Origin of the sequence: Sphingomonas sp., assembly GCA_019635535.1 — a bacterium.
GTDB lineage: Bacteria > Pseudomonadota > Alphaproteobacteria > Sphingomonadales > Sphingomonadaceae > Allosphingosinicella.
This window is the reverse complement of record JAHBZH010000001.1, coordinates 1,447,946-1,468,550: the sequence shown is the minus strand read 5'-3', so window position 1 is coordinate 1,468,550 and position 20,605 is coordinate 1,447,946. Positions and strand designations below refer to the sequence as shown.

General features: G+C 67.6%; 14 protein-coding genes and 1 riboswitch. Of the genes, 10 read left to right on the top strand and 4 right to left on the bottom strand.

Annotation, left to right across the window (positions count from 1 at the left end; translation table 11 throughout):
- Window positions 1-4: 4 nt before the first annotated feature.
- Together rplA and KF780_07465 are read left to right on the top strand one after the other, a co-directional pair.
- Window positions 5-697, top strand: a complete 693-nt coding sequence (gene rplA, locus KF780_07470) for a 50S ribosomal protein L1 (protein ID MBX3561641.1) — start codon at window positions 5-7, stop codon at window positions 695-697.
- A 115-nt stretch (window positions 698-812) separates the two neighbouring features.
- On the top strand, window positions 813-1,241 hold the full coding sequence (locus KF780_07465; GenBank protein ID MBX3561640.1) for a hypothetical protein: 429 nt from the start codon (window positions 813-815) through the stop codon (window positions 1,239-1,241).
- On the opposite strand, the gene KF780_07460 is transcribed toward KF780_07465, so the two are convergent.
- Window positions 1,242-2,318: a helix-turn-helix transcriptional regulator gene (locus tag KF780_07460; GenBank protein ID MBX3561639.1), complete on the bottom strand. Its 1,077-nt coding sequence runs from the start codon at window positions 2,316-2,318 to the stop codon at window positions 1,242-1,244.
- Between the two features lie 530 nt (window positions 2,319-2,848).
- Here KF780_07460 and rplJ point away from each other — a divergent pair.
- Both rplJ and rplL read left to right on the top strand, forming a co-directional pair.
- Window positions 2,849-3,364 carry a 50S ribosomal protein L10 gene (gene rplJ, locus KF780_07455; GenBank protein ID MBX3561638.1) on the top strand — a complete coding sequence of 172 codons (516 nt, stop codon included), beginning with the start codon at window positions 2,849-2,851 and terminating at the stop codon, window positions 3,362-3,364.
- A 93-nt stretch (window positions 3,365-3,457) separates the two neighbouring features.
- Complete coding sequence (gene rplL, locus KF780_07450; protein MBX3561637.1) at window positions 3,458-3,835, top strand: 50S ribosomal protein L7/L12; 378 nt, start codon at window positions 3,458-3,460, stop codon at window positions 3,833-3,835.
- Between the two features lie 201 nt (window positions 3,836-4,036).
- Here rplL and KF780_07445 read toward each other — a convergent pair whose 3' ends face one another.
- Complete coding sequence (locus KF780_07445; GenBank protein ID MBX3561636.1) at window positions 4,037-4,564, bottom strand: biotin transporter BioY; 528 nt, start codon at window positions 4,562-4,564, stop codon at window positions 4,037-4,039.
- 333 nt (window positions 4,565-4,897) lie between these two features.
- On the opposite strand from KF780_07445, the gene KF780_07440 reads away from it, so the two are divergent.
- The gene (locus KF780_07440; protein MBX3561635.1) at window positions 4,898-5,947 is read left to right on the top strand and encodes an NAD(P)-dependent alcohol dehydrogenase; all 1,050 of its coding nucleotides are present in this window, start codon (window positions 4,898-4,900) and stop codon (window positions 5,945-5,947) included.
- A 10-nt stretch (window positions 5,948-5,957) separates the two neighbouring features.
- Here KF780_07440 and KF780_07435 read toward each other — a convergent pair whose 3' ends face one another.
- The gene (locus KF780_07435; GenBank protein MBX3561634.1) at window positions 5,958-6,266 is read right to left on the bottom strand and encodes a PilZ domain-containing protein; all 309 of its coding nucleotides are present in this window, start codon (window positions 6,264-6,266) and stop codon (window positions 5,958-5,960) included.
- 173 nt (window positions 6,267-6,439) lie between these two features.
- Window positions 6,440-6,545: riboswitch (SAM riboswitch) on the top strand.
- Between the two features lie 39 nt (window positions 6,546-6,584).
- Between KF780_07435 and KF780_07430 the strand changes: the two genes are divergently transcribed.
- Genes KF780_07430 through KF780_07420 form a run of 3 tightly spaced genes read left to right on the top strand, consistent with a single transcriptional unit; the run spans window position 6,585 to window position 10,380 of the window.
- Complete coding sequence (locus KF780_07430) at window positions 6,585-8,297, top strand: hypothetical protein (GenBank protein ID MBX3561633.1); 1,713 nt, start codon at window positions 6,585-6,587, stop codon at window positions 8,295-8,297.
- Entirely contained in the window at window positions 8,294-9,229 is a 936-nt protein-coding gene (locus KF780_07425) for an alpha/beta fold hydrolase (protein ID MBX3561632.1), read from the top strand. Before KF780_07430 ends, KF780_07425 begins: the two co-directional genes overlap by 4 nt.
- Window positions 9,226-10,380: a PLP-dependent transferase gene (locus KF780_07420; GenBank protein ID MBX3561631.1), complete on the top strand. Its 1,155-nt coding sequence runs from the start codon at window positions 9,226-9,228 to the stop codon at window positions 10,378-10,380. The genes KF780_07425 and KF780_07420 overlap by 4 nt, the downstream gene beginning before the upstream one ends.
- Window positions 10,381-10,437: 57 nt before the next feature.
- On the opposite strand, the gene KF780_07415 is transcribed toward KF780_07420, so the two are convergent.
- Window positions 10,438-11,559: a hypothetical protein gene (locus tag KF780_07415; GenBank protein MBX3561630.1), complete on the bottom strand. Its 1,122-nt coding sequence runs from the start codon at window positions 11,557-11,559 to the stop codon at window positions 10,438-10,440.
- A 382-nt stretch (window positions 11,560-11,941) separates the two neighbouring features.
- Between KF780_07415 and rpoB the strand changes: the two genes are divergently transcribed.
- Window positions 11,942-16,102 (top strand): DNA-directed RNA polymerase subunit beta, encoded by a 4,161-nt coding sequence (gene rpoB / locus KF780_07410; GenBank protein ID MBX3561629.1) that lies wholly within the window; start codon window positions 11,942-11,944, stop codon window positions 16,100-16,102.
- Between the two features lie 68 nt (window positions 16,103-16,170).
- Complete coding sequence (rpoC, locus tag KF780_07405; protein MBX3561628.1) at window positions 16,171-20,490, top strand: DNA-directed RNA polymerase subunit beta'; 4,320 nt, start codon at window positions 16,171-16,173, stop codon at window positions 20,488-20,490.
- The last annotated feature ends 115 nt before the right edge of the window (window positions 20,491-20,605 follow it).

Below are 20,605 nucleotides of genomic sequence, written 5' to 3'. Positions count from 1 at the left end.
GGCGATGGCACAGACCAGGAAGCAGAAGGCGCTGGCCGGGCTCGACACGCAGAAGCTTTACGGCGTCGAAGAGGCGATCAAGCTGGCCAAGGCCAATGCCACCGCCAAGTTCGACGAGACGATCGAGATCGCGCTGAACCTCGGCGTCGATCCGCGTCACGCCGATCAGATGGTGCGCGGCGTCGTCACCCTCCCGGCGGGCACCGGCAAGGACGTGCGCGTCGCCGTCTTCGCCAAGGGCGACAAGGCGGAGGAGGCCAAGAAGGCGGGCGCGGACGTCGTCGGCGCCGAGGACCTGATGGAAACCATCCAGGGCGGCCAGATCGATTTCGACCGCGTCATCGCGACCCCGGACATGATGGGCGTCGTCGGCCGGCTCGGCAAGGTGCTCGGCCCCAAGGGCCTGATGCCGAACCCGAAGCTCGGCACCGTGACGCCGGACGTCGCCAAGGCGGTCAAGGACGCCAAGGGCGGCCAGGTGGAGTTCCGTGTCGAGAAGGCCGGCATCATCCATTCGGGCATCGGCAAGGCGAGCTTCTCCGAAGCGGACCTGCGCAAGAACTTCGACGCCTTCGTCGACGCGATCGTCAAGGCGAAGCCGTCGGGCGCCAAGGGGAAGTACGTCAAGAAGCTGGCGGTCTCCTCCACCATGGGGCCGGGCCTCAAGATCGACGTCGCCGAGGTGGCGTCGGCCTGACCGCTGGCAAGAACCGAATCGGAAGGGCCGGGGCGGCGACGCTCCGGCCCTTTTCGTTTATGTTGCCCTTGGTGATCTATCTGAATAATACAGCATCGCCGGGAGGGGCTCGAAAATGACCGACGACCATCGCTACCGTTCCGCCTATCGCGACGAACCGCCCGCGCGCGACAGCCTGCTCGCCGACACGATCGACGTGGCGGTGCGGCGGATCGTGACCGGCATGGTCCTCGCCGGCGCGCTGATCGGTGCGGGCATCTATCTGTCCGGCGGCGGCGAGCCGGCGCGCTACCAGGTGGCGACGACGAACGACGGCCGCGTCATCCGCCTCAACACCGACAGCGGTTCGCTGGTCGCCTGCGAAGCCAATGATTGCTGGCTCCTGCAACGCGGCAGCTCGGGCCTGCGCCAGCGCGACGACGAGGAGGGGACGCCCAGGCAGGAGGCGGCTCCAGCTCCTGCTCCCGGCCAGTTGCCCGCGCCGCAGCCCGACGCGGCGCCCGCTCCGGCAGAGCAGGCGCAACCGGAGCCCGCGACACGCTAGTCAGAGCCGGGTCAGGCGCGCGACGGCGAGGACGAGCTCCACCTCGCGGGTGACGCCCGCCTTGGCGAAGATCGACTTGATCTGCGAATGGATCGTCGTCGGCGAGACTCCGCGCCGCGCCGCGATTTCCTCGCGGTCCAGGCCTTCGGCAAGGTACGACGCCACCGCCGCCTCGCTCGCGGTCAGTCCCATGGCCTGTTGCAGGATGCTCGTCGCGGTCCGCGGCCCCGAGCTTCCACGCAGGACGATCATCGCATTGGCCGCGAAGCCGAAGGGCGCGGCGTCGAGCTGGAGCGGAAAGACCGCCGCCGCCGCGGGCTGACCGCCGGCCAGCCCATGCAGGACCAGCGCGCTTTCCTGTCGCGGCGCGCGCAGCGCGCGCAGGATCGCCATGTCCAGTTCGCCCTGCTCGCGCGGATGGGCGGTCCGCAGCATCGCGCCGGCCAGCCGCAGCCGGGTACCCGCGATCAGCTCCGTTTCCGCCGCGGGGGTCATGCTCCTCACCGCCCCGAAACAGTCCAGGATCACCGCGTTGATCGACAATTGCTCCAGCGATCCGGACAGGAGCCGCATGCTCTGCCCGTCCATCGCCTGCTGGATGCGCACGGCGCGCAGCGCGTGATCCGCCGCTTCGGCGAACCGCTGCCGCTGATCCGCGTCGCTGGGACCTTCGCGGGCGGTCCGCAGCATCGCCAGCCCGATCAGCGAATGTTCCCCCTGCTGCAGCGCAGTCTGCATGCCGTGGGGCAGGTCGTGCTCCCGGCAGAAATCGTTGTAGAGATCGTCGCGCAGCCGGGACTGGGCCCGCGCATAATGCTCCTCGTGCACGATCTCCATGATGCGGCCGCTCGCGGCAATGCGAAAATTGCGATGCGGGCTTGTGCCGTCGATTTCCAGGAAGGACTGGAGAATCGACTCGTCGACATTGGAAATCATGTTAAAGGGTACCAGCGACGGGCCGCCGATGCCGATCAGCTGGCCGCGCGCGGAACCCGTCGCTTCGGCGAGACAGCCGAGCGCCCGGATCCATCCGCCTTCCTCGAAAGGCGCGCGCGCAAACGCGTCGGCAAGCCCCACACACACTCCTGCCATACGCCAAAGAGCGGCGCATTTTCCGACACATTAGAAAGCGGAATCAGGGCTGTATACCCTGATATGGGCATGACTTCCCGCCTCTGTCGTCCCTAAGCGAAACGCCTCGAACGGGGGGCGGGTTGCGTGGGCTGGCCGATGTTGGGTCCGTCCGCGCGAATGCGGCGCGGCCGGTTGCCGCGCCGCGACGCCCGCCCCGGATGTGCCTTCTGCCGCAAGCGGCCGGGCGCGCGAGCTTCACCCCCACATTGACTTTCGCGCCATAGCCTGTATTGGCCCCGCTTCGCCTGGGGCTTGCCCCTCGCGTTCCGTCCGAGACAGCCGGTGAGGGGCTTCCCCTCTTAATCTCCGGCCTAGACGGGGAAGAGATTTGTAGCCCGCGCGCGCTTGCCGCCCGGGCCTTGCCGAAGTCTTCGGCTGCAACCCCTCCCCTTCGGACTTTTGCGGTGTGCGCTCGCGCATGCCGTGCTTTGCGCCCGTCGGATGGTCCGGCGGGCGGTTTGGAAGGAAGCAGCATGGATCGCGCTCAGAAGAAGGAAGCGGTCGCGGCGCTCAAGCAGACGTTCGACGAGGCCAACGTGGTGGTCATCACCCGCAACCTCGGGCTGTCGGTGGCCCAGTCCACCCAGCTGCGGATCAGGATGCGCGAGACCGGGGCCGCCTACAAGGTCGCGAAGAACACGCTGGCCCTCATCGCCGTGGAAGGCACGCGCTACGCGCCGCTCAGCGACATGCTGACCGGCCCGACCGCGCTGGCCACATCGACCGATCCCGTCGCCGCGGCCAAGGCCGTGGTGGAATTCGCCAAGACGAACGACAAGCTCGAAATCGTCGGCGGCGCGATGGGCGAGACCCTCCTCGACGTGAACGGCGTGAAGGCCCTGGCCGAGCTGCCGAGCCTCGATGAACTGCGTGCGAAGCTCATTGGCCTGGTCCAGGCCCCGGGCACCAAGATCGCGCAGGTCGTCAACGCTCCGGCCGCGAAGCTGGCCCGCGTGTTCGGCGCTTATGCCGCCAGGGACGCCGCGTAAGGAAGACCACCCCTTTGCGCTCCTGCGAAAGCAGGAGCCCAGCAACTGAATCCCTGCTTTCGCAGGGACACAAGATGAAAACGGAGACTTAACATGGCAGACATCAATGCACTCGTCGATCAGCTCAGCGAGCTGACCGTCCTCGAAGCCGCCGACCTCGCCAAGGCGCTGGAAGAAAAGTGGGGCGTTTCCGCCGCCGCCGCGGTTGCGGTTGCCGGCCCGGCCGGTGGCGGCGCCGCCGCTCCGGCTGCCGAAGAGCAGACCGAGTTCGACGTGATCCTCACCGGCGACGGTGGCAAGAAGATCAACGTGATCAAGGAAGTCCGCGCGATCACCGGCCTGGGCCTGGGCGAAGCCAAGGCGCTCGTCGAGGAAGCCCCGAAGGCGATCAAGGAAGGCGTCGGCAAGGCCGAGGCCGAAGAGATCAAGAAGAAGATCGAGGAAGCCGGCGGCACCGTCGAGCTCAAGTGACCCGGCGCGCCGCAAGGCGCGCACGGAGTCATCCCCGCGAAAGCGGGGATCTCGTCTTCGCTATCTCAGCGACAGGAAAGGGCGGCTCCGATGGGGCCGCCCTTTTCCCGTGTCTCTTATGAGTGGGAAGCGGCCTGCATTCCCCTCCCTGCAAGGGAGGGGCCAGGGGTGGGTGCGAGCGCAGCGAGCCCGCCGATCGCCTCATCTGCGCCGAAGGGCACGCACGATCAAAGCGGCTGCTGCCGATTTGAGGAGCGCGCCCGGCAGGAAGGGCCACAGGCCCGCATCAAGGGCGCGCGCTAGGCCCATCGATGTCGCCAGCCAGCCGGCGCCGAGGCCGAGGCACACGGCATGCCCCAGCAGCATGGCGCCAAGCAGCCGCCAGATCGTCCGGTCCCAGCCGCGCGCGACCAGCCAGCCGACCAGAGCCCCGGCCAGCGGGAAGGCGAACAGATAGCCCGCGGTCGGCCCGGTGAACCGGTCGAGGCCCGATGTCCCGCCGGCCAGCACCGGCAGGCCCAGCGCCCCGGCCGCCAGCCAGGCGCCGATCGCGACCAGCGCGAGCCGCCAGCCGCCCAGCGCGCCGATCAGCACGACGACGAAGCTCTGCAGGGTCAGCGGCACCGGCACCATCGGGATTTCGACTCGCGAGGCGAGCGACAGCGTCAGGATGCCCGCCGCGACGAACAGGGCGATGCGGGTTTCGGACCAGGTGCGGGCGCGCGGCATCGGCACGCCATGCCGGGTGCCGCGATGAACCGCAATCCGCCGAAAGCGGGCACCGCTTCCAATGTAGGAAATGCTCTGTCACGCTGCCGGCATGCCCGAGTCGGCTCCTCTGCTGAACCGGAACGCTGTTCGAAGCCTGCCGAGCCTTTCGGGAGGGGCATTCCTCCCCGACGTGGCGTCAACTTCGTCAACTTCCGCGCCCGAATCGCCGCGGCAAGGCATCCATCCCTGGCCCGACCTTGCCCTGACTTTGTCGATAGACATTCTTGGTTGCGGCCGTGACGCCGCCCCGGAAATCCCTCATGATCGTATCGAACCCGATGGAGACCGCCCATGCCCGCCGCCAAAGCCTATGCCGCCCCGTCCGCCGACGCGCCGCTCGCGCCCTTCGCTTTCGAACGCCGCGAATTGCGTCCCAACGACGTCGCGATCGACATCCTCTATTGCGGCGTCTGCCATTCGGATCTGCATCAGGTGCGCAGCGAATGGGACGGCACGGTCTACCCGTGCGTGCCGGGGCACGAGATCGTCGGGCGGGTCCGTGCGGTCGGGCCGGAGGTCACGAAGTTCAAGGCCGGCGATCTCGCCGCCGTGGGCTGCCTGGTCGATTCCTGCCTCGCCTGCCCGTCCTGCGCGGAGGGGCTGGAGCAATATTGCGAGGTGGGCTTCGTCCCCACCTATAACGGCACCGACAAGGTGACGGGCGAGAACACTTTGGGCGGCTATTCCGACTCGATCGTGGTGCGCGAGGAGTTCGTCCTCGCCATCCGCCATGACGAGGCGGACCTCGCTGCCGCCGCGCCCCTGCTCTGCGCCGGCATCACCACCTGGTCCCCCCTGCGCCACTGGAATGTCGGGCCGGGCAGCAAGGTCGGCATCGTCGGCATCGGCGGGCTCGGCCATATGGGCATCAAGCTCGCCAAGGCCCTGGGCGCCCATGTCGTCGCCTTCACCACCTCGGCGAGCAAGGTCGACGACGCGAAGGCGCTGGGCGCGGACGAGGTCGTCGTCTCGCGCGACGCGGGGCAGATGGCGGCGCAGACCGAACGCCTCGATTTCATCCTGAACACGGTCGCCGCGCCGCACGATCTCGACGCCTTCGTGGCCCTGCTGAAGCGGGACGGGACGATGACCCTGGTCGGCGTGCCCGCCGATCCGCATCCCTCGCCCAATGTCGCGGGCCTGATCTTCCGGCGCAAGCATATCGCCGGCTCGCTGATCGGCGGCATCGCCGAGACGCAGGAGATGCTCGATTTCTGCGCCGAACACGGCATCGTCTCGGACGTCGAGATGATCCGGATGGACGAGATCGAGGGCGCTTACGAGCGGATGCTGAAGAGCGACGTGAAGTACCGCTTCGTGATCGACATGGCCTCGCTCTGAGGCTGCGGCCTCAGCGCCCCGCGATCGATTCGACGACGGCCTGGTGGAGCGGCTGCTTGAACGCGCAGCCCGCTTCATAGCCTTCCGCCCATATCACCGTGGCGTGACGCGGCTCCAGGCCGGGCAGGCGCAGCCAGATGTCGGTCCCGACCTCGAGCATCACGAACGCCTCGATCCGGAAGCCTTCGGTCGACAGGTCCAGCACCTTGACCTTGAACGGCTTGGCGGTGACGGCGCGCGAGCTCGCCTCCATGTCGATCGACAGGCGCGGCGCGGCGCGTTGGCTGGGGGCGCCGTCGGACGGCGACTTGGAGGTCATCGGGCGGGCAATCCTGATTGATCGATGCGGGCCGCACATCTGCCTGACATGCTTCCGTAAAATCAATGCAAAACGAATCCGTCCGCGACGAGACGTTGGCGCGCTCAAGAACGGCTTGACCGATCGCCCCACCCGCCCTTAAGGATTTGGCCATCGGATCGTGCTAGCCATGATCCGTGCATCAAGAGTGGGCTTCGGCCCACGCCAACCTGCCCTCCCGGGCAAGGTGGCGGTCCCTTGGGGGACGATGCGGCCGGACCGGCAAGTATACGGGGTCTTTCGGCAGCATCGTCCTTCGCGAGTGAAGAAGGATTGGTCATGTCGCTGTCGGTCGTCTCAAAGGTTGAAACCGCTCCCCTCGCCGAACCCGCATCCGCGCCCGTCGCGGTGCTGAAATTCGGCAGCTCGGTGCTGCGCGGCACCGACGATCTGCCGCGCGTGGCGGGCGAGATCTACCGGCGCCGGCGCGAGGGCTGGCGACTGGTCGTGGTCGTCTCCGCGCTGGCCGGCGAGACCGACGCCCTGTTCGCACAGGCCGCTGCGGTTGCGGGCGGCATCGCTTGCACGGGCGTCGCCGATCTCGTCTCGCTCGGCGAGGAGCGCACCGCCGCTCTGCTGCGCATCGCCTGCGACCGGATCGGCCTGCCCGCCGTCATCTGCCGTCCGGAAGCGCTCGGCCTCGCCACCATAGGCGAGAGCCTCAATGCCCATCCGGTCGCGCTGGCCGATGCGGCGCTGCGGGCCGCTCTGGAGGAAATCGGCGTGGTCATCGTCCCCGGTTTCGTCGGCACCGACGCCGCCGGGCGGCGCACCCTGCTCGGCCGCGGCGGATCGGACCTCTCCGCCGTCTTTCTGGCCGGGGCGTTGGGGGCGGCGAAGGTGCGGCTCTACAAGGACGTGGACGGGGTCTACGATCGCGATCCGGCCGTGCTCAAGGACCCGAAACGCTTCACCGACATCAGCTGGGCCGATGCCGCCCGCGTCGCCGGCAAGCTGATCCAGCCCCAGGCGATCGATCGTGCCGCCCAGTTCGGCCTGCCGATCGAAGTCACCGGGATCGGCGGCGACGAGCCGACCCGCGTCGGCCCCTGTACCGGGGCGGCGGCGCCGGTCGCGGTCCGCCGTCCGCTCCGCATCGCGCTGGCCGGCTATGGCGTGGTCGGCCAGGCGCTCGCGAGGCGGCTCGGCAGCGAACCGGATTTCGAGATCGTCTCGATCCTGGTCCGCGATCCCGGCCGCACCCGCGCCGTGACGCCGCCCTGCCCACTTAGTGGCGACGTGGAGGCCTTCCTCGCCACGCCCGCCGACATCCTGATCGACGTCCTCTCCTGCGATGCCACCGGCGAGGCCCTGTCCCGCCGTCTGCTCGCTTCCGGCCGCCATGTCGTCAGCGCCAGCAAGCGCGTCGTCGCCCGCGCCGGCGCCGAGCTTGGAGCGATCGCGCGGCGCAATGGCCGCGCTTTGCGGCATTCGGCGGCGGTCGGCGGCGCTGCGCCGGTGCTTGAGACGATCGCCGAGGCGCGGCGCGGCGGCGAGGTGGCCGAGGTCGCGGCAGTGCTGAACGGCACCGTCAATTTCATCCTCGACAGCCTTCATGCCGGCGCGGACCTGCCGGCCGCGCTGGACGCGGCGCGCGCCGCCGGCTTCGCCGAAGAGGACAGCTCGGCCGATCTGGAAGGCCATGACGCGGCGGCGAAGCTGAAGCTGATCGCGGCCGAAGCGTTCGGCGTCGATCCTGCCAGCGTCGAGGTCGCAACTGAAAAGCTGGACGATGTCGCCGCCGCGCGCATCCGTGCCAGCGGCCGGCGCTGGGTCCAGGCGGCCCGGCTGACGGATGGCGCGGCGCGGGTCGAACTCGTGCCCGCCGAGGAAGCCGGCCTTCCCGCGCTCCCCGGCGAATGGAACTGCGCACGGGTGACGACCCGCGACGGCCGCGACTTCGCCTGTGTCGGGCGCGGCGCGGGCGGCGCGGCGACCGCGGAAGCGATCGTCGCCGACCTGTTCGACATTCATGATATAGCGCGCCGATGACCGATCTCGCGCCCTGCCCCGCCATCGACATCGACGTGCCGATTCCGGTATCGCTGCACCGGTTCGGCGCCCGCACATCCGCGCGCCTCAGCGGGCGGAGCGGCGGGCCGCTGGTGGCGATGCTGGGCGGCATTTCGGCCGACCGCTTCGTCGCCGCTGGGGCGCAGGGCGGAAGCGGCTGGTGGCCCGGCCTGATCGGCACGATCGACCCGGCGCGCCGGCGCATCCTCGGCCTCGACTTCGCCGCCGACGAGACCGGTCGCACCGCGCCTTCAACCCACGACCAGGCCGAGATTCTGGCGGCGGCGATCGTGGCGGCGGGCGGCGGCCCGGCGACGATCGTCGGCGCATCCTATGGCGGGATGGTGGCGCTGGCGCTGGCCGAGCGGCGCCCGGACCTTGTCGCGCGGCTGGTCGTGATCTCCGCCCCCGCCGCGCCGCATCCGGCGGCGACCGCGATCCGCGAACTCCAGCGCCGGATCGTCGCGCTGGCGATCGAGGCGGGGCGCGGCGCGGAGGGCCTGGCGATCGCGCGCGGGCTGGCGATGACCACCTACCGCACGCCGGAGGAGTTCGCGCAACGCTTCGCCGGCGGCATCCCGGACGCGGATCCGCTCGGCGTCTCCGAAGCCGGCGCCTATCTGCGCGCGCGCGGGCAGGCCTATGACGCGGTGATGTCACCGGAGCGATTCCTCAGTCTGTCCGCCTCGATCGACCGGCACCGGATCGATCCCGCCGCGATCCGAGCGCCGACGCTGGTCATCGGCGCGTCGTCCGACCGGCTGGTGCCGCCCGGGCAATGCGCCGCGCTCGCCGCCGCCTTGCCCGATGGACGGCTCCACATCCTCGATTGCCTCTGGGGCCACGACATGTTCCTGAAGGACGCGCAGCGGCTCGGCGCACTGATCGGCCCGTTCCTGGAGGAAGCATGACGAAGCGCGATCCCGCCACCATCCTCGCCGGCGCCCGGCCCGACGCCGATCCGGGCCTGCACGGCGTTGCACCGCCACTCTGGGCGTCCGACACGTTCCGCTGGCCGACGGCCGAGGACAAGCCGGCCTACGATTACGGCCGCACCGTCAACCCGAACCGCGACATGCTCTGCGACCTGCTCGCCGAGCTGGAGGGCGCCGCGGGCGGCGCGATCACCGGCAGCGGCCAGTCCGCAGCCTTGCTCGCTTTACTGCTCGTGCCGGGTGACGCCCATGTGGTGGCGCCGCATGATTGCTATGGCGGCACCTGGCGGCTTCTGAAGGGACTGGAGGAGCAGGGCCGTCTCACCGCCAGCTTCGTCAACATGACCGACATCGACGCGCTTGGCGCCGCGCTCGAGCGCGAGACGGCTTTGGTGTGGATCGAGACGCCGAGCAATCCGCTGCTGCGCGTCACCGACATCGCCCGGGTGGCCGGGCTGGCGACAGCGGCCGGCGCACTCTCGATCGCCGACAACACCTTGCCCACGCCCTTACGGCAACAGCCGCTGGAACTGGGCTGCGATCTCGTCTTCCACTCCACCACCAAGGCGATCAACGGCCATGGCGATTTGTTCGGCGGGGCCTTGCTCGCGCGATCGCCGGCTCTGGTCGAGAAACTGCAATGGTGGGCGAACGCGGCCGGGCTTTGTGCCGGCGCGCGCGATGCCTGGGAGACTTTGCGCGGGGCGCGCACCCTGCCGCTCCGGCTCAACCAGGCCGAGGCCAGTGCCCAGCGGATCGCGCAATGGCTGGAAGCGCGGCCGGAGGTGGAGATCGTCCACTATCCGGGCCTCGCCAGCCATCCCGATCATGCGCTCGCCGCCGCGCAGCAGGCCGGGCCGGGTTTCATGCTGAGCTTCCGGGTGAAAGGCGGCGACGCGGCGGCCTCGCGCTTCCTGTCGGGACTTGGCCTCATCACCCTCGCTTCCTCGCTGGGCGGTCATTCCACCCTGATCTGCAAGCCCGCCAGCATGACCCATCGCGGCATGCCGCCCGAAGCACAGGCCGAGGCCGGGATCACGCCGGACCTGTTGCGCCTGTCGGTCGGGATCGAGGCGGCGGACGATCTGATCGCCGATCTGGCGAGCGGTTTCGCGAAGCTGGGCTGACGCCGATACGAAAGGGGGCGGCCGCGAACGACCGCCCCTCCTTGTTTTGCCTCAACCTCATATGCGCTGCGGTTCGCCGTGAAGGCGGGCCTCCACGTCCTCGCGCAGGCCGGTCGGCAGATCGACCGCGAAGGGCTCCAGCCCCTCGCCGTTGGGCAGGCCGACCGCGAAGCTCGCCGAGGTCCGGCCCTCGCTGCCGTCCGGCAGCATGTAGCGCGCATCGGCAACCACGACCGGCAGCACCTTGCCGCGCAGTTCCCGCTTCGGCAGCGCGATGGCGGCATCGACCTGAGCGCCGTCGCCCGGCTCGATCGTCGCGGTGGTGCGTCTGGCGTCATTAGGCGCGATCAGGCTGCGCTCCATCTCGGTGCTGCCCTCGCCGGCGGCGAACATCCAGGTGGAGATGCGCACGTCGCGGGCCGGGACGGTACCGGTATTGCCGACGGTCAGCTCGAACTCCACGACTGCCTTGTCCGCATCGGTCCCGGCGCGGACCGGGCGCATCAGGAATTCGAGCCAGGGGCGGCCCGCCACGGGCTGCGAGCTCGCCGCCATCGCAGCGATATCGCCAGGGTCGGCGCCATGCACGGCGGCGCGCGGCGCGACCGGCTCGGACGCAGGCGCGACCGGCGCGGCATAAGCCGGAGTCTCAAAATAGGCTTCTTCGGTCCGGGCGCGGCGACGGCGCCAGCCGAACAAAGCGAGCAGCACGAGCAGCAAGGCCGCACCGGCCGCGATCCACGCCCAGGCCGGGGCCGCATCGTTCGCCACGGGTTGCGCCGGCTCGATCGGCTCGGGCGCGGTCAGCACCGGCGGGGTCTCGACGGGGAACGGCTCCTGCACTTCGGGAAACGGCGTGGGCTCCGCAGCAAGCGGCTCGACGGGCGCCGGGGCGGCGCGCTCGACTGGCGCCACCGCGCGAGGGCGGGTGGCGGAGCGCTGGGCGGGACGCGCGGGAGTCCGCGCGGCCGGCCGTTCCTGGGCTGGCTGGGCCTCGGCCTGCGGGCTCACCGGCGGCAGCGGCGCCAGACTGACGCGCGGCGTCTGGGTTGGCGCCGGAGCGGGAGTCGGCGTCGCGACCGGAGGCGGCGCGGTGCTGACCGGCGGCGCGGGCGTGACGATAGGCGGCGGCGCCACCGTCGGCGCGTCCTGCGCCAGGGCGGGGGTGAGCGGGAGCACGATGGGCGCGCCTAACGCGGCCATGGCGATGCGAAATCGTTTCGGTTTCTGTCTCATAACAGGGGGGCAACGAATTTCGCGGCCGCATGGGCTCCGTTCGTCGCGCAAATCCGGGTCGGATCGTTGCGCCCCGGCGACGAACGGAACGCGCCCCAGAGACGAGCAGATTCGGACCTCGCCGCGTTGACATGCCGGGCGCTATTTCCTACATGGCGCGCCTCACCACAGCCGTTCGGAACAGGGTGCGCCGTCGCGCAGCGCACTCAACGCATTGATCGGCCGAGGTTTCATAGACGCCGAAAGCTGCGGTTCCCGTTTGGAACCCGCGGCTTTTTGTGTTTGGGCGCTCCAGATTCTTGATGAAGAGGCGAGACAACTCTCCATGGCGAAAAGCTCCGCTCCGGTCGAAACCCGGCCCACCGCCGCCAAGCGCATCCGCAAGATTTTCGGGAACATCCACGAAGTCAGCGAGATGCCGAACCTCATCGAGGTTCAGCGCGAAAGCTATGAGCAGTTCCTGCGCTCGCGCCCGCAGGACGGCTATGTCTCCGGTCTGGAAAAGACGCTGCGCGGCGTCTTCCCGATCCGCGACTTCGCCGGCACGGCCGAGCTAGACTTCGTCCATTACGAGCTGGAAGAGCCGAAATACGACACGGACGAGTGCCGCCAGCGGGGCATGACCTATGCCGCGCCGATGCGCGTGACGCTCCGCCTGATCGTGTTCGAGGTCGACCCCGATACGGAAACCCGCTCCGTCCTCGATATCAAGGAGCAGGACGTCTATATGGGCGACATGCCGCTGATGACGAAGAACGGCACGTTCATCGTCAACGGCACGGAGCGCGTGATCGTCTCCCAGATGCACCGTTCGCCGGGCGTCCTCTTCGATCACGATCGCGGCAAGACCCATGCGTCGGGCAAGTACCTCTTCGCCGCGCGCGTCATCCCCTATCGCGGCTCGTGGCTCGATTTCGAGTTCGACGCCAAGGACATCGTCAACGTCCGCATCGACCGCAAGCGCAAGCTGCCGGTGACGGCGCTGTTGCACGCGCTGGAGATGTCGAGCGAGGAAATCCTCAACACCTTCTACGATCGTGTCACCTGGGTGCGCGGCAAGGGCGGCTGGAAGGTTCCCTTCGTCGCCGAGCAATGGCGCGGCAACAAGCCGGCCTTCGACATGGTCGACGGCAAGTCGGGCGAGGTGGTTTTCCCGGCCAACCAGAAGATCAGCCCGCGCGCGGCCAACAAGGCGGCCAAGGACGGCCTGAGCGAGCTGCTCATCCCGACCGAGGAGATTTTCGGCCGCTACAGCGCCTATGATCTCGTCAACGAGAAGACCGGTGAAATCTATATCGAGGCCGGCGACGAGGTTTCGGCCGAGAATCTGGAAGCGCTCGACACGGCTGGCATCGACCGGCTCGAGCTGCTCGACATCGATCATGTCAACACCGGCGCGTGGATCCGCAACACGCTGAAGGCCGACAAGGCCGAGGATCGCGACCAGGCGCTCAGCGACATCTACCGCGTCATGCGCCCCGGCGAGCCGCCGACCCGCGAGACCGCCGAGGCCCTGTTCGCCGGCCTGTTCTTCGATTCCGAGCGCTACGATCTGTCGGCCGTCGGCCGCGTCAAGCTCAACATGCGTCTCGACCTCGATGCCGAGGACACGGTGACGACCCTCCGCAAGGAGGACATCGTCGCGGTGGTGAAGACGCTGGTCGACCTCAAGGACGGCAAGGGCGAGATCGACGATATCGACAATCTCGGCAATCGCCGCGTCCGTTCGGTCGGCGAGCTGCTGGAGAACCAGTATCGTGTCGGCCTGCTGCGCATGGAACGCGCCGTGAAGGAGCGCATGAGCTCGGTCGATGTCTCGACCGTCATGCCGAACGACCTGATCAACGCCAAGCCGGCCGTCGCGGCCGTCCGCGAATTCTTCGGCTCATCGCAGCTCAGCCAGTTCATGGACCAGACCAACCCGCTGTCGGAAGTGACGCACAAGCGCCGCGTCTCGGCGCTCGGGCCGGGCGGCCTCACCCGCGAGCGCGCGGGCTTCGAGGTCCGCGACGTTCACCCGACCCATTATGGCCGCATCTGTCCGATCGAGACGCCGGAAGGCCCGAATATCGGCCTGATCAACTCGCTTGCCTCGTTCAGCCGCGTCAACAAATACGGCTTCATCGAGACGCCGTACCGCAAGGTCGTGGACAACAAGGTGACCAACGAGGTCGTCTATCTCTCCGCCATGGAAGAGGCCAAGCATACGATCGCGCAGGCCAATGCCGAGCTCGACGCGAAGGGCGGCTTCGTCGAGGAGATCGTCTCCTCGCGCCAGGCGGGCGAGTTCCTGATGGCGCCGCGCGACCTGATCACGCTGATGGACGTGAGCCCCAAGCAGCTCGTGTCGGTCGCGGCCTCGCTGATTCCCTTCCTGGAAAATGACGACGCCAACCGCGCGCTGATGGGCTCGAACATGCAGCGCCAGGCGGTGCCGCTGGTTCGTGCCGAAGCGCCGTTCGTCGGCACCGGCATGGAAGAGACGGTGGCCCGCGATTCCGGCGCCGCCATCGCCGCCCGTCGTTCCGGCATCGTCGATCAGGTCGACGCCGCCCGCATCGTCGTGCGCGCGACCGGCGATGTCGAAGCCGGCAAGTCCGGCGTCGACATCTACACGCTGATGAAGTTCCAGCGCTCCAACCAGAATACCTGCATCAACCAGCGCCCGCTCGTAAAGAAGGGCGACTTCGTGCAGGAAGGCGATGTGATCGCAGACGGTCCCTCGACCGACCTCGGCGAGCTGGCGCTCGGCCGCAACGTGCTCGTCGCTTTCATGCCCTGGAACGGCTACAATTTCGAGGATTCCATCCTGATCTCCGAGCGGATCGTGAAAGACGACGTCTTCACCTCGATCCATATCGAGGAGTTCGAGGTGATGGCCCGCGACACCAAATTGGGGCCGGAGGACATCACGCGCGACATCCCGAATGTCGGCGAGGAAGCGCTCAGGAACCTCGACGAGGCGGGCATCGTCTATATCGGCGCCGAGGTGGAGCCGGGCGACATCCTGTGCGGCAAGATCACGCCCAAGGGTGAATCGCCGATGACGCCGGAAGAGAAGCTGCTGCGCGCCATCTTCGGCGAGAAGGCCTCCGACGTGCGCGACACGTCGCTGCGCCTGCCGCCGGGCGTGTCCGGCACCGTCGTCGAGGTCCGGGTCTTCAACCGCCACGGCATCGACATCGACGATCGTACCCGCGCCATCCAGACCGAGGAGAAGGATCGCCTGCGCAAGGACGCCGAGGACGAACGCAACATCCTGAAGCGTTCGACTTATGCGCGCCTCAGAGAGATGCTGATCGGCCAGGTCGCGACCGCCGCGCCCAAGGGCGCCAAGAAGGGCGCCGAGATCGACGCCGCTGCGCTCGACGCGGTCGAGCCGCACGAATGGTGGAAATTCGCGGTCAAGGACGACAAGCGCCAGGCCGACCTGGAGGCCGTCCGCGCCCAGTATGACGAGGCCGAAGGCGTCATCAAGCGTCGCCTGGAGGACCGGATCGAGAAGCTGGAGCGCGGCGACGAGCTCCCGCCGGGCGTCCTCAAGATGGTCAAGGTGTTCGTCGCGGTGAAGCGCAAGCTGCAGCCCGGCGACAAGATGGCCGGCCGTCACGGCAACAAGGGCGTGATCAGTCGCATCCTGCCGCAGGAGGACATGCCGTTCCTGGAGGACGGCACCCCGGCGGATATCGTGCTGAACCCGCTCGGCGTGCCGAGCCGGATGAATGTCGGGCAGATTTTCGAGACCCATCTCGGCTGGGCCGCGCGCGGCTTGGGCAAGCAGGTCGCGGAGCTGCTGGACGGCATCCACGCCAAGGGCAAGGACATCGCCGCCGGCGACGTGAAGGGCCTGCGTTCGAAGCTCAAGGACATCTACGGCAAGGCCTATCATGCCGAGATCGACGCGCGCGACGACGAACAGGTGATGGAGCTGGCGTCGAACCTGACGACGGGCGTGCCGATGGGCACTCCGGTGTTCGACGGCGCCAAGGAAGCCGACGTGTCCGACATGCTGACGCTGGCCGGGCTCGACGAGTCGGGTCAGGTGGACCTGTTCGACGGCCGCACCGGCGACAAGTTCGACCGCAAGGTGACGGTGGGCTACATCTACATGCTGAAGCTGCACCACCTGGTGGACGACAAGATCCACGCCCGCTCGATCGGCCCGTACAGCCTCGTCACCCAGCAGCCGCTGGGCGGCAAGGCGCAGTTCGGCGGCCAGCGGTTCGGCGAAATGGAGGTCTGGGCGCTCCAGGCTTACGGCGCCGCCTACACGCTGCAGGAAATGCTGACGGTGAAGTCGGACGACGTGATCGGCCGCACCAAGGTCTATGAGGCGATCGTCAAGGGCGACGACACGTTCGAGGCCGGCATTCCGGAAAGCTTCAACGTGCTGGTCAAGGAAATGCGCTCGCTGGGCCTCAATGTCGAGCTCGACAGCATCATCTCCGACGAGGACGAAGAGCCGACCCAGCTGGCGGCGGAATAAGGGAGCGGGCGGCGACGCCCCTCCCCCTTCCGCCCGACGACGAGATTTCCCGAAAGAGGGACTGAAAAATGAACGAACTGACCAACTTCGCGAACCCGGTGGCCAAGCCGGAGACGTTCGACCAGATCAAGATCGGCATCGCCTCGCCGGAGCGCATCCGTTCCTGGTCGTTCGGCGAGATCAAGAAACCCGAGACGATCAACTACCGCACGTTCAAGCCCGAGCGCGACGGCCTGTTCTGCGCGCGCATTTTCGGTCCGATCAAGGACTACGAGTGCCTGTGCGGCAAGTACAAGCGCATGAAATACAAGGGCATCGTCTGCGAGAAGTGCGGCGTCGAGGTCACCGTCTCGAAGGTCCGCCGCGAACGGATGGGCCATATCGAGCTGGCCGCGCCGGTCGCCCATATCTGGTTCCTGAAGTCGCTGCCGAGCCGCATCGGCCTCTTGCTCGACATGCAGCTCAAGCAGCTCGAGCGCGTGCTCTATTTCGAGAGCTACATCGTCACCGAGCCGGGCCTCACCCCGCTGGAGAAGTATCAGCTCCTCACCGAGGACGAGCTGCTCGACGCGCAGGACGAATATGGCGAGGACGCCTTCACCGCCGGCATCGGCGCCGAGGCGGTCAAGCAGATGCTGATCGACCTCGATCTGGAGGGCGAGAAGAAGGCGCTGCTCGAGGAGCTGGAGACCACCAAGTCGGAGCTCAAGCCCAAGAAGATCATCAAGCGGCTCAAGGTCGTCGAGAGCTTCCTCGATTCCGGCAACCGGCCGGAATGGATGATCCTGGACGTCGTGCCGGTCATCCCGCCGGAGCTGCGCCCGCTCGTCCCGCTGGACGGCGGCCGTTTCGCGACGTCGGACCTCAACGATCTCTATCGCCGCGTGATCAACCGCAACAACCGCCTGAAGCGGCTGATGGAGCTGCGCGCGCCGGACATCATCGTGCGCAACGAAAAGCGCATGCTGCAGGAAGCGGTCGACGCGCTGTTCGACAATGGCCGTCGCGGCCGCACGATCACCGGCGCCAACAAGCGTCCGCTGAAGTCGCTGTCCGATATGCTGAAGGGCAAGCAGGGCCGCTTCCGCCAGAACCTGCTCGGCAAGCGCGTCGATTATTCGGGCCGTTCGGTGATCGTGACCGGTCCTGAGCTCAAGCTGCACCAGTGCGGCCTGCCGAAGAAGATGGCGCTCGAGCTGTTCAAGCCGTTCATCTACTCGCGCCTCGACGCCAAGGGCCTCTCCATGACGCTCAAGCAGGCGAAAAAGTGGGTCGAGAAGGAGCGCAAGGAAGTCTGGGACATCCTCGACGAGGTGATCCGCGAGCATCCGGTGCTCTTGAACCGCGCGCCGACGCTCCACCGCCTCGGCATCCAGGCGTTCGAGCCGGTGTTGATCGAGGGCAAGGCGATCCAGCTCCACCCGCTGGTCTGCGCCGCGTTCAACGCCGACTTCGACGGCGATCAGATGGCCGTGCACGTCCCGCTGTCGCTGGAAGCGCAGCTGGAAGCGCGCGTGCTGATGATGTCGACCAACAACATCCTCAGCCCCGCCAACGGCAAGCCGATCATCGTACCCTCGCAGGACATGATCCTCGGCCTCTATTATCTGTCGATGGAGCGCGAAGGCGAGCCGGGCGAGAATTCGATCCTGGCCGACATGGAGGAGGTCCATCAGGCGCTGTTCGCCGGTTCGGTGACGCTGCACACCAAGATCGTCAGCCGCGTCCCGCAGACCGACGAGAACGGCAAGACCTACATGAAGCGCTTCGAGACGACGCCGGGCCGTATGCTGCTCGGCGAGACGCTTCCGAAGAGCCACAAGGTGCCGTTCGAGACCGTCAACCGCCTGCTGACCAAGAAGGAGATCGGCGACGTCATCGACATCGTCTATCGCCACACCGGCCAGAAGGAGACCGTGCTGTTCGCCGACGCGATCATGGCGCTGGGCTTCCGCCACGCCTTCCGCGCCGGCATCTCCTTCGGCAAGGACGACATGATCATCCCGGTCGAGAAGGAGAAGATGGTCGACGAGACGCGCACGCTCGTGAAGGATTACGAGCAGCAGTATCAGGACGGCCTGATCACGCAGCAGGAGAAGTACAACAAGGTGATCGATGCCTGGAGCCGTTGCGGTGATCAGGTGGCGAACGCCATGATGGACAAGATCAAGGCGCAGCCGAAGCAGGACGACGGCCGTCTCGCTCCGGTCAACTCGATCTACATGATGGCCCATTCCGGCGCCCGCGGCTCGCAGGCCCAGATGAAGCAGCTCGCCGGCATGCGCGGCCTGATGGCCAAGCCGTCGGGCGAGATCATCGAGACGCCGATCATCTCCAACTTCAAGGAAGGCCTGACCGTCCTTGAATATTTCAACTCGACCCACGGCGCCCGCAAGGGCCTGGCCGACACCGCGCTCAAGACGGCGAATTCGGGCTACCTGACCCGTCGTCTCGTCGATGTGTCGCAGGATTGCGTCATCGTCGAGGAGGATTGCGGCACCGAGAACGTGCTCGATATGCGCGCGATCGTGCAGGGCGGCGCGGTCATCGCCTCCTTGGGCGAGCGCATCCTCGGCCGCACCCCGGGCGAGGACATCGTCGATGCCAAGACGGGCGACGTGATCGTCAAGGAAGGCGCGCTGATCGACGAGGCCGCGGCCCTGAAGATCGACGAGCTCGGCATCCAGTCGGTCAACATCCGTTCGCCGCTGGTCTGCGAGAGCGAGATGGGCGTGTGCGGCAAGTGCTACGGGCGCGATCTCGCGCGCGGCACGCCGGTCAATATCGGCGAGGCGGTCGGCGTCATCGCCGCCCAGTCGATTGGCGAGCCGGGTACCCAGCTCACCATGCGGACCTTCCACATCGGCGGCGCCGCCCAGCTCAACGAAACGTCGAGCCTTGAAGCCGCCGTGGACGGCACGATCGAACTGCGCGACCTGCCGACGATCACCGATCCGCGCGGCCGGCGCATCGCCATGGCCCGCAACGGCGAGCTGGCGATCGTCGACATGGACGGCCGCGAGCGCGCCTCGCACCGCATCCCTTATGGCGCGCATCTGATGGTCGATCACGGCCATATCGCATCGAAGGGCGACCGGATCGCGGAATGGGATCCGTTCATGATGCCGGTCATCACCGAAAAGGGCGGCAAGGTCGCCTTTCAGGACCTGATCGAGAACAAGACGCTCACCGAGCAGACCGACGAAGCGACCGGCATCGCCCAGCGCGTCGTCACCGAATACCGGGCGACCGGCCGTTCGAAGGAGGACCTGCGTCCGCGTATCACCCTGCTCGACGAGAAATCGGGCGAGGCGGCGCGCTACATGCTTGCCCCGGGCGCGATGCTGTCGGTCGAGGAAGGCCAGGTGGTCGAGGCCGGCGAAGTGCTCGCCCGCGTCAGCCGCGAAGCCGCCAAGACCCGCGACATCACCGGCGGTCTGCCGCGCGTCGCCGAGCTGTTCGAGGCGCGCAAGCCCAAGGAGAACGCGATCATCGCCAAGGTCTCCGGCCGGATCGAATTCGGCAAGGACTATAAGGCCAAGCGCAAGATCGCGATTCGGCCCGAGGACGGGGGCGATCCGGTCGAGTATCTGGTGCCGAAGTCCAAGGTTATCGACGTGCAGGAGGGCGATTTCGTCAAGCGCGGCGACAACCTGATCGGCGGCTCGCCCGATCCGCACGACATCCTCGAGGTGCTCGGCGTCAAGGCGCTGGCCGAATATCTCGTGTCGGAGATCCAGGAGGTCTATCGCTTGCAGGGCGTGAAGATCAACGACAAGCACATCGAGGTGATCGTCCGCCAGATGCTGCAGAAGGTCGAGATCACCGAGTCCGGCGACACCACCTTCCTGGTCGGCGAACAGGTCGACCGGCAGGAGATGAACGAGGTCAACGCGAAGCTGAAGGAACAGCCCGGCAAGAAGAAGCCGGCCGAAGGCAAGCCGGTGCTGCTCGGCATCACCAAGGCGAGCCTGCAGACCCGGAGCTTCATCTCCGCAGCCTCGTTCCAGGAAACGACCCGTGTGCTCACCGAGGCTTCGGTGCAGGGCAAGATCGACACCCTGGAGGGTCTCAAGGAGAACGTTATCGTCGGCCGCCTGATTCCGGCGGGCACCGGCGCGGGCATGAAGCGCATGCGGATCGCCGCCTCGTCGCGCGACGCGGCCCTGCGCGCCCAGCAGCGTTCGCTCCAGGAAGCACTGATCGCCGCCAATTCGGCGGAGGAAGAGCATGCGGCCGAGCTGGCGCAGGGGATGGAAGCGGCGATCAACGCCGATCCGCTCGCCTCCGTAGCGCCGAGCGGCCACGGCACGGACGCGGATGCCGGCGAGTATCTCCAGACCGCTGAAGATACCGCTCAGGCAGACGCCGAAGGCGCCCAGGAATAGCCGGGGCGCCTAGTGATACGAAGCGCCCCGCCGTATACCCTGCGGCGGGGCGCTTTCGTTTTCGGGCATGTCATGAAAGAAGCCTTCACTCTCTTCCTGCTCGCGCTTTTGATCG

Coding starts and splice junctions, on each gene's coding strand:
- rplA (MBX3561641.1), top strand. CDS start 5: ATGGCACAGACCAGGAAGCAGAAGGCGCTGGCCGGGCTCGACACGCAG.
- KF780_07465 (MBX3561640.1), top strand. CDS start 813: ATGACCGACGACCATCGCTACCGTTCCGCCTATCGCGACGAACCGCCC.
- rplJ (MBX3561638.1), top strand. CDS start 2,849: ATGGATCGCGCTCAGAAGAAGGAAGCGGTCGCGGCGCTCAAGCAGACG.
- rplL (MBX3561637.1), top strand. CDS start 3,458: ATGGCAGACATCAATGCACTCGTCGATCAGCTCAGCGAGCTGACCGTC.
- KF780_07445 (MBX3561636.1), bottom strand. CDS start 4,564: ATGCCGCGCGCCCGCACCTGGTCCGAAACCCGCATCGCCCTGTTCGTC.
- KF780_07440 (MBX3561635.1), top strand. CDS start 4,898: ATGCCCGCCGCCAAAGCCTATGCCGCCCCGTCCGCCGACGCGCCGCTC.
- KF780_07435 (MBX3561634.1), bottom strand. CDS start 6,266: ATGACCTCCAAGTCGCCGTCCGACGGCGCCCCCAGCCAACGCGCCGCG.
- KF780_07430 (MBX3561633.1), top strand. CDS start 6,585: ATGTCGCTGTCGGTCGTCTCAAAGGTTGAAACCGCTCCCCTCGCCGAA.
- KF780_07425 (MBX3561632.1), top strand. CDS start 8,294: ATGACCGATCTCGCGCCCTGCCCCGCCATCGACATCGACGTGCCGATT.
- KF780_07420 (MBX3561631.1), top strand. CDS start 9,226: ATGACGAAGCGCGATCCCGCCACCATCCTCGCCGGCGCCCGGCCCGAC.
- rpoB (MBX3561629.1), top strand. CDS start 11,942: ATGGCGAAAAGCTCCGCTCCGGTCGAAACCCGGCCCACCGCCGCCAAG.
- rpoC (MBX3561628.1), top strand. CDS start 16,171: ATGAACGAACTGACCAACTTCGCGAACCCGGTGGCCAAGCCGGAGACG.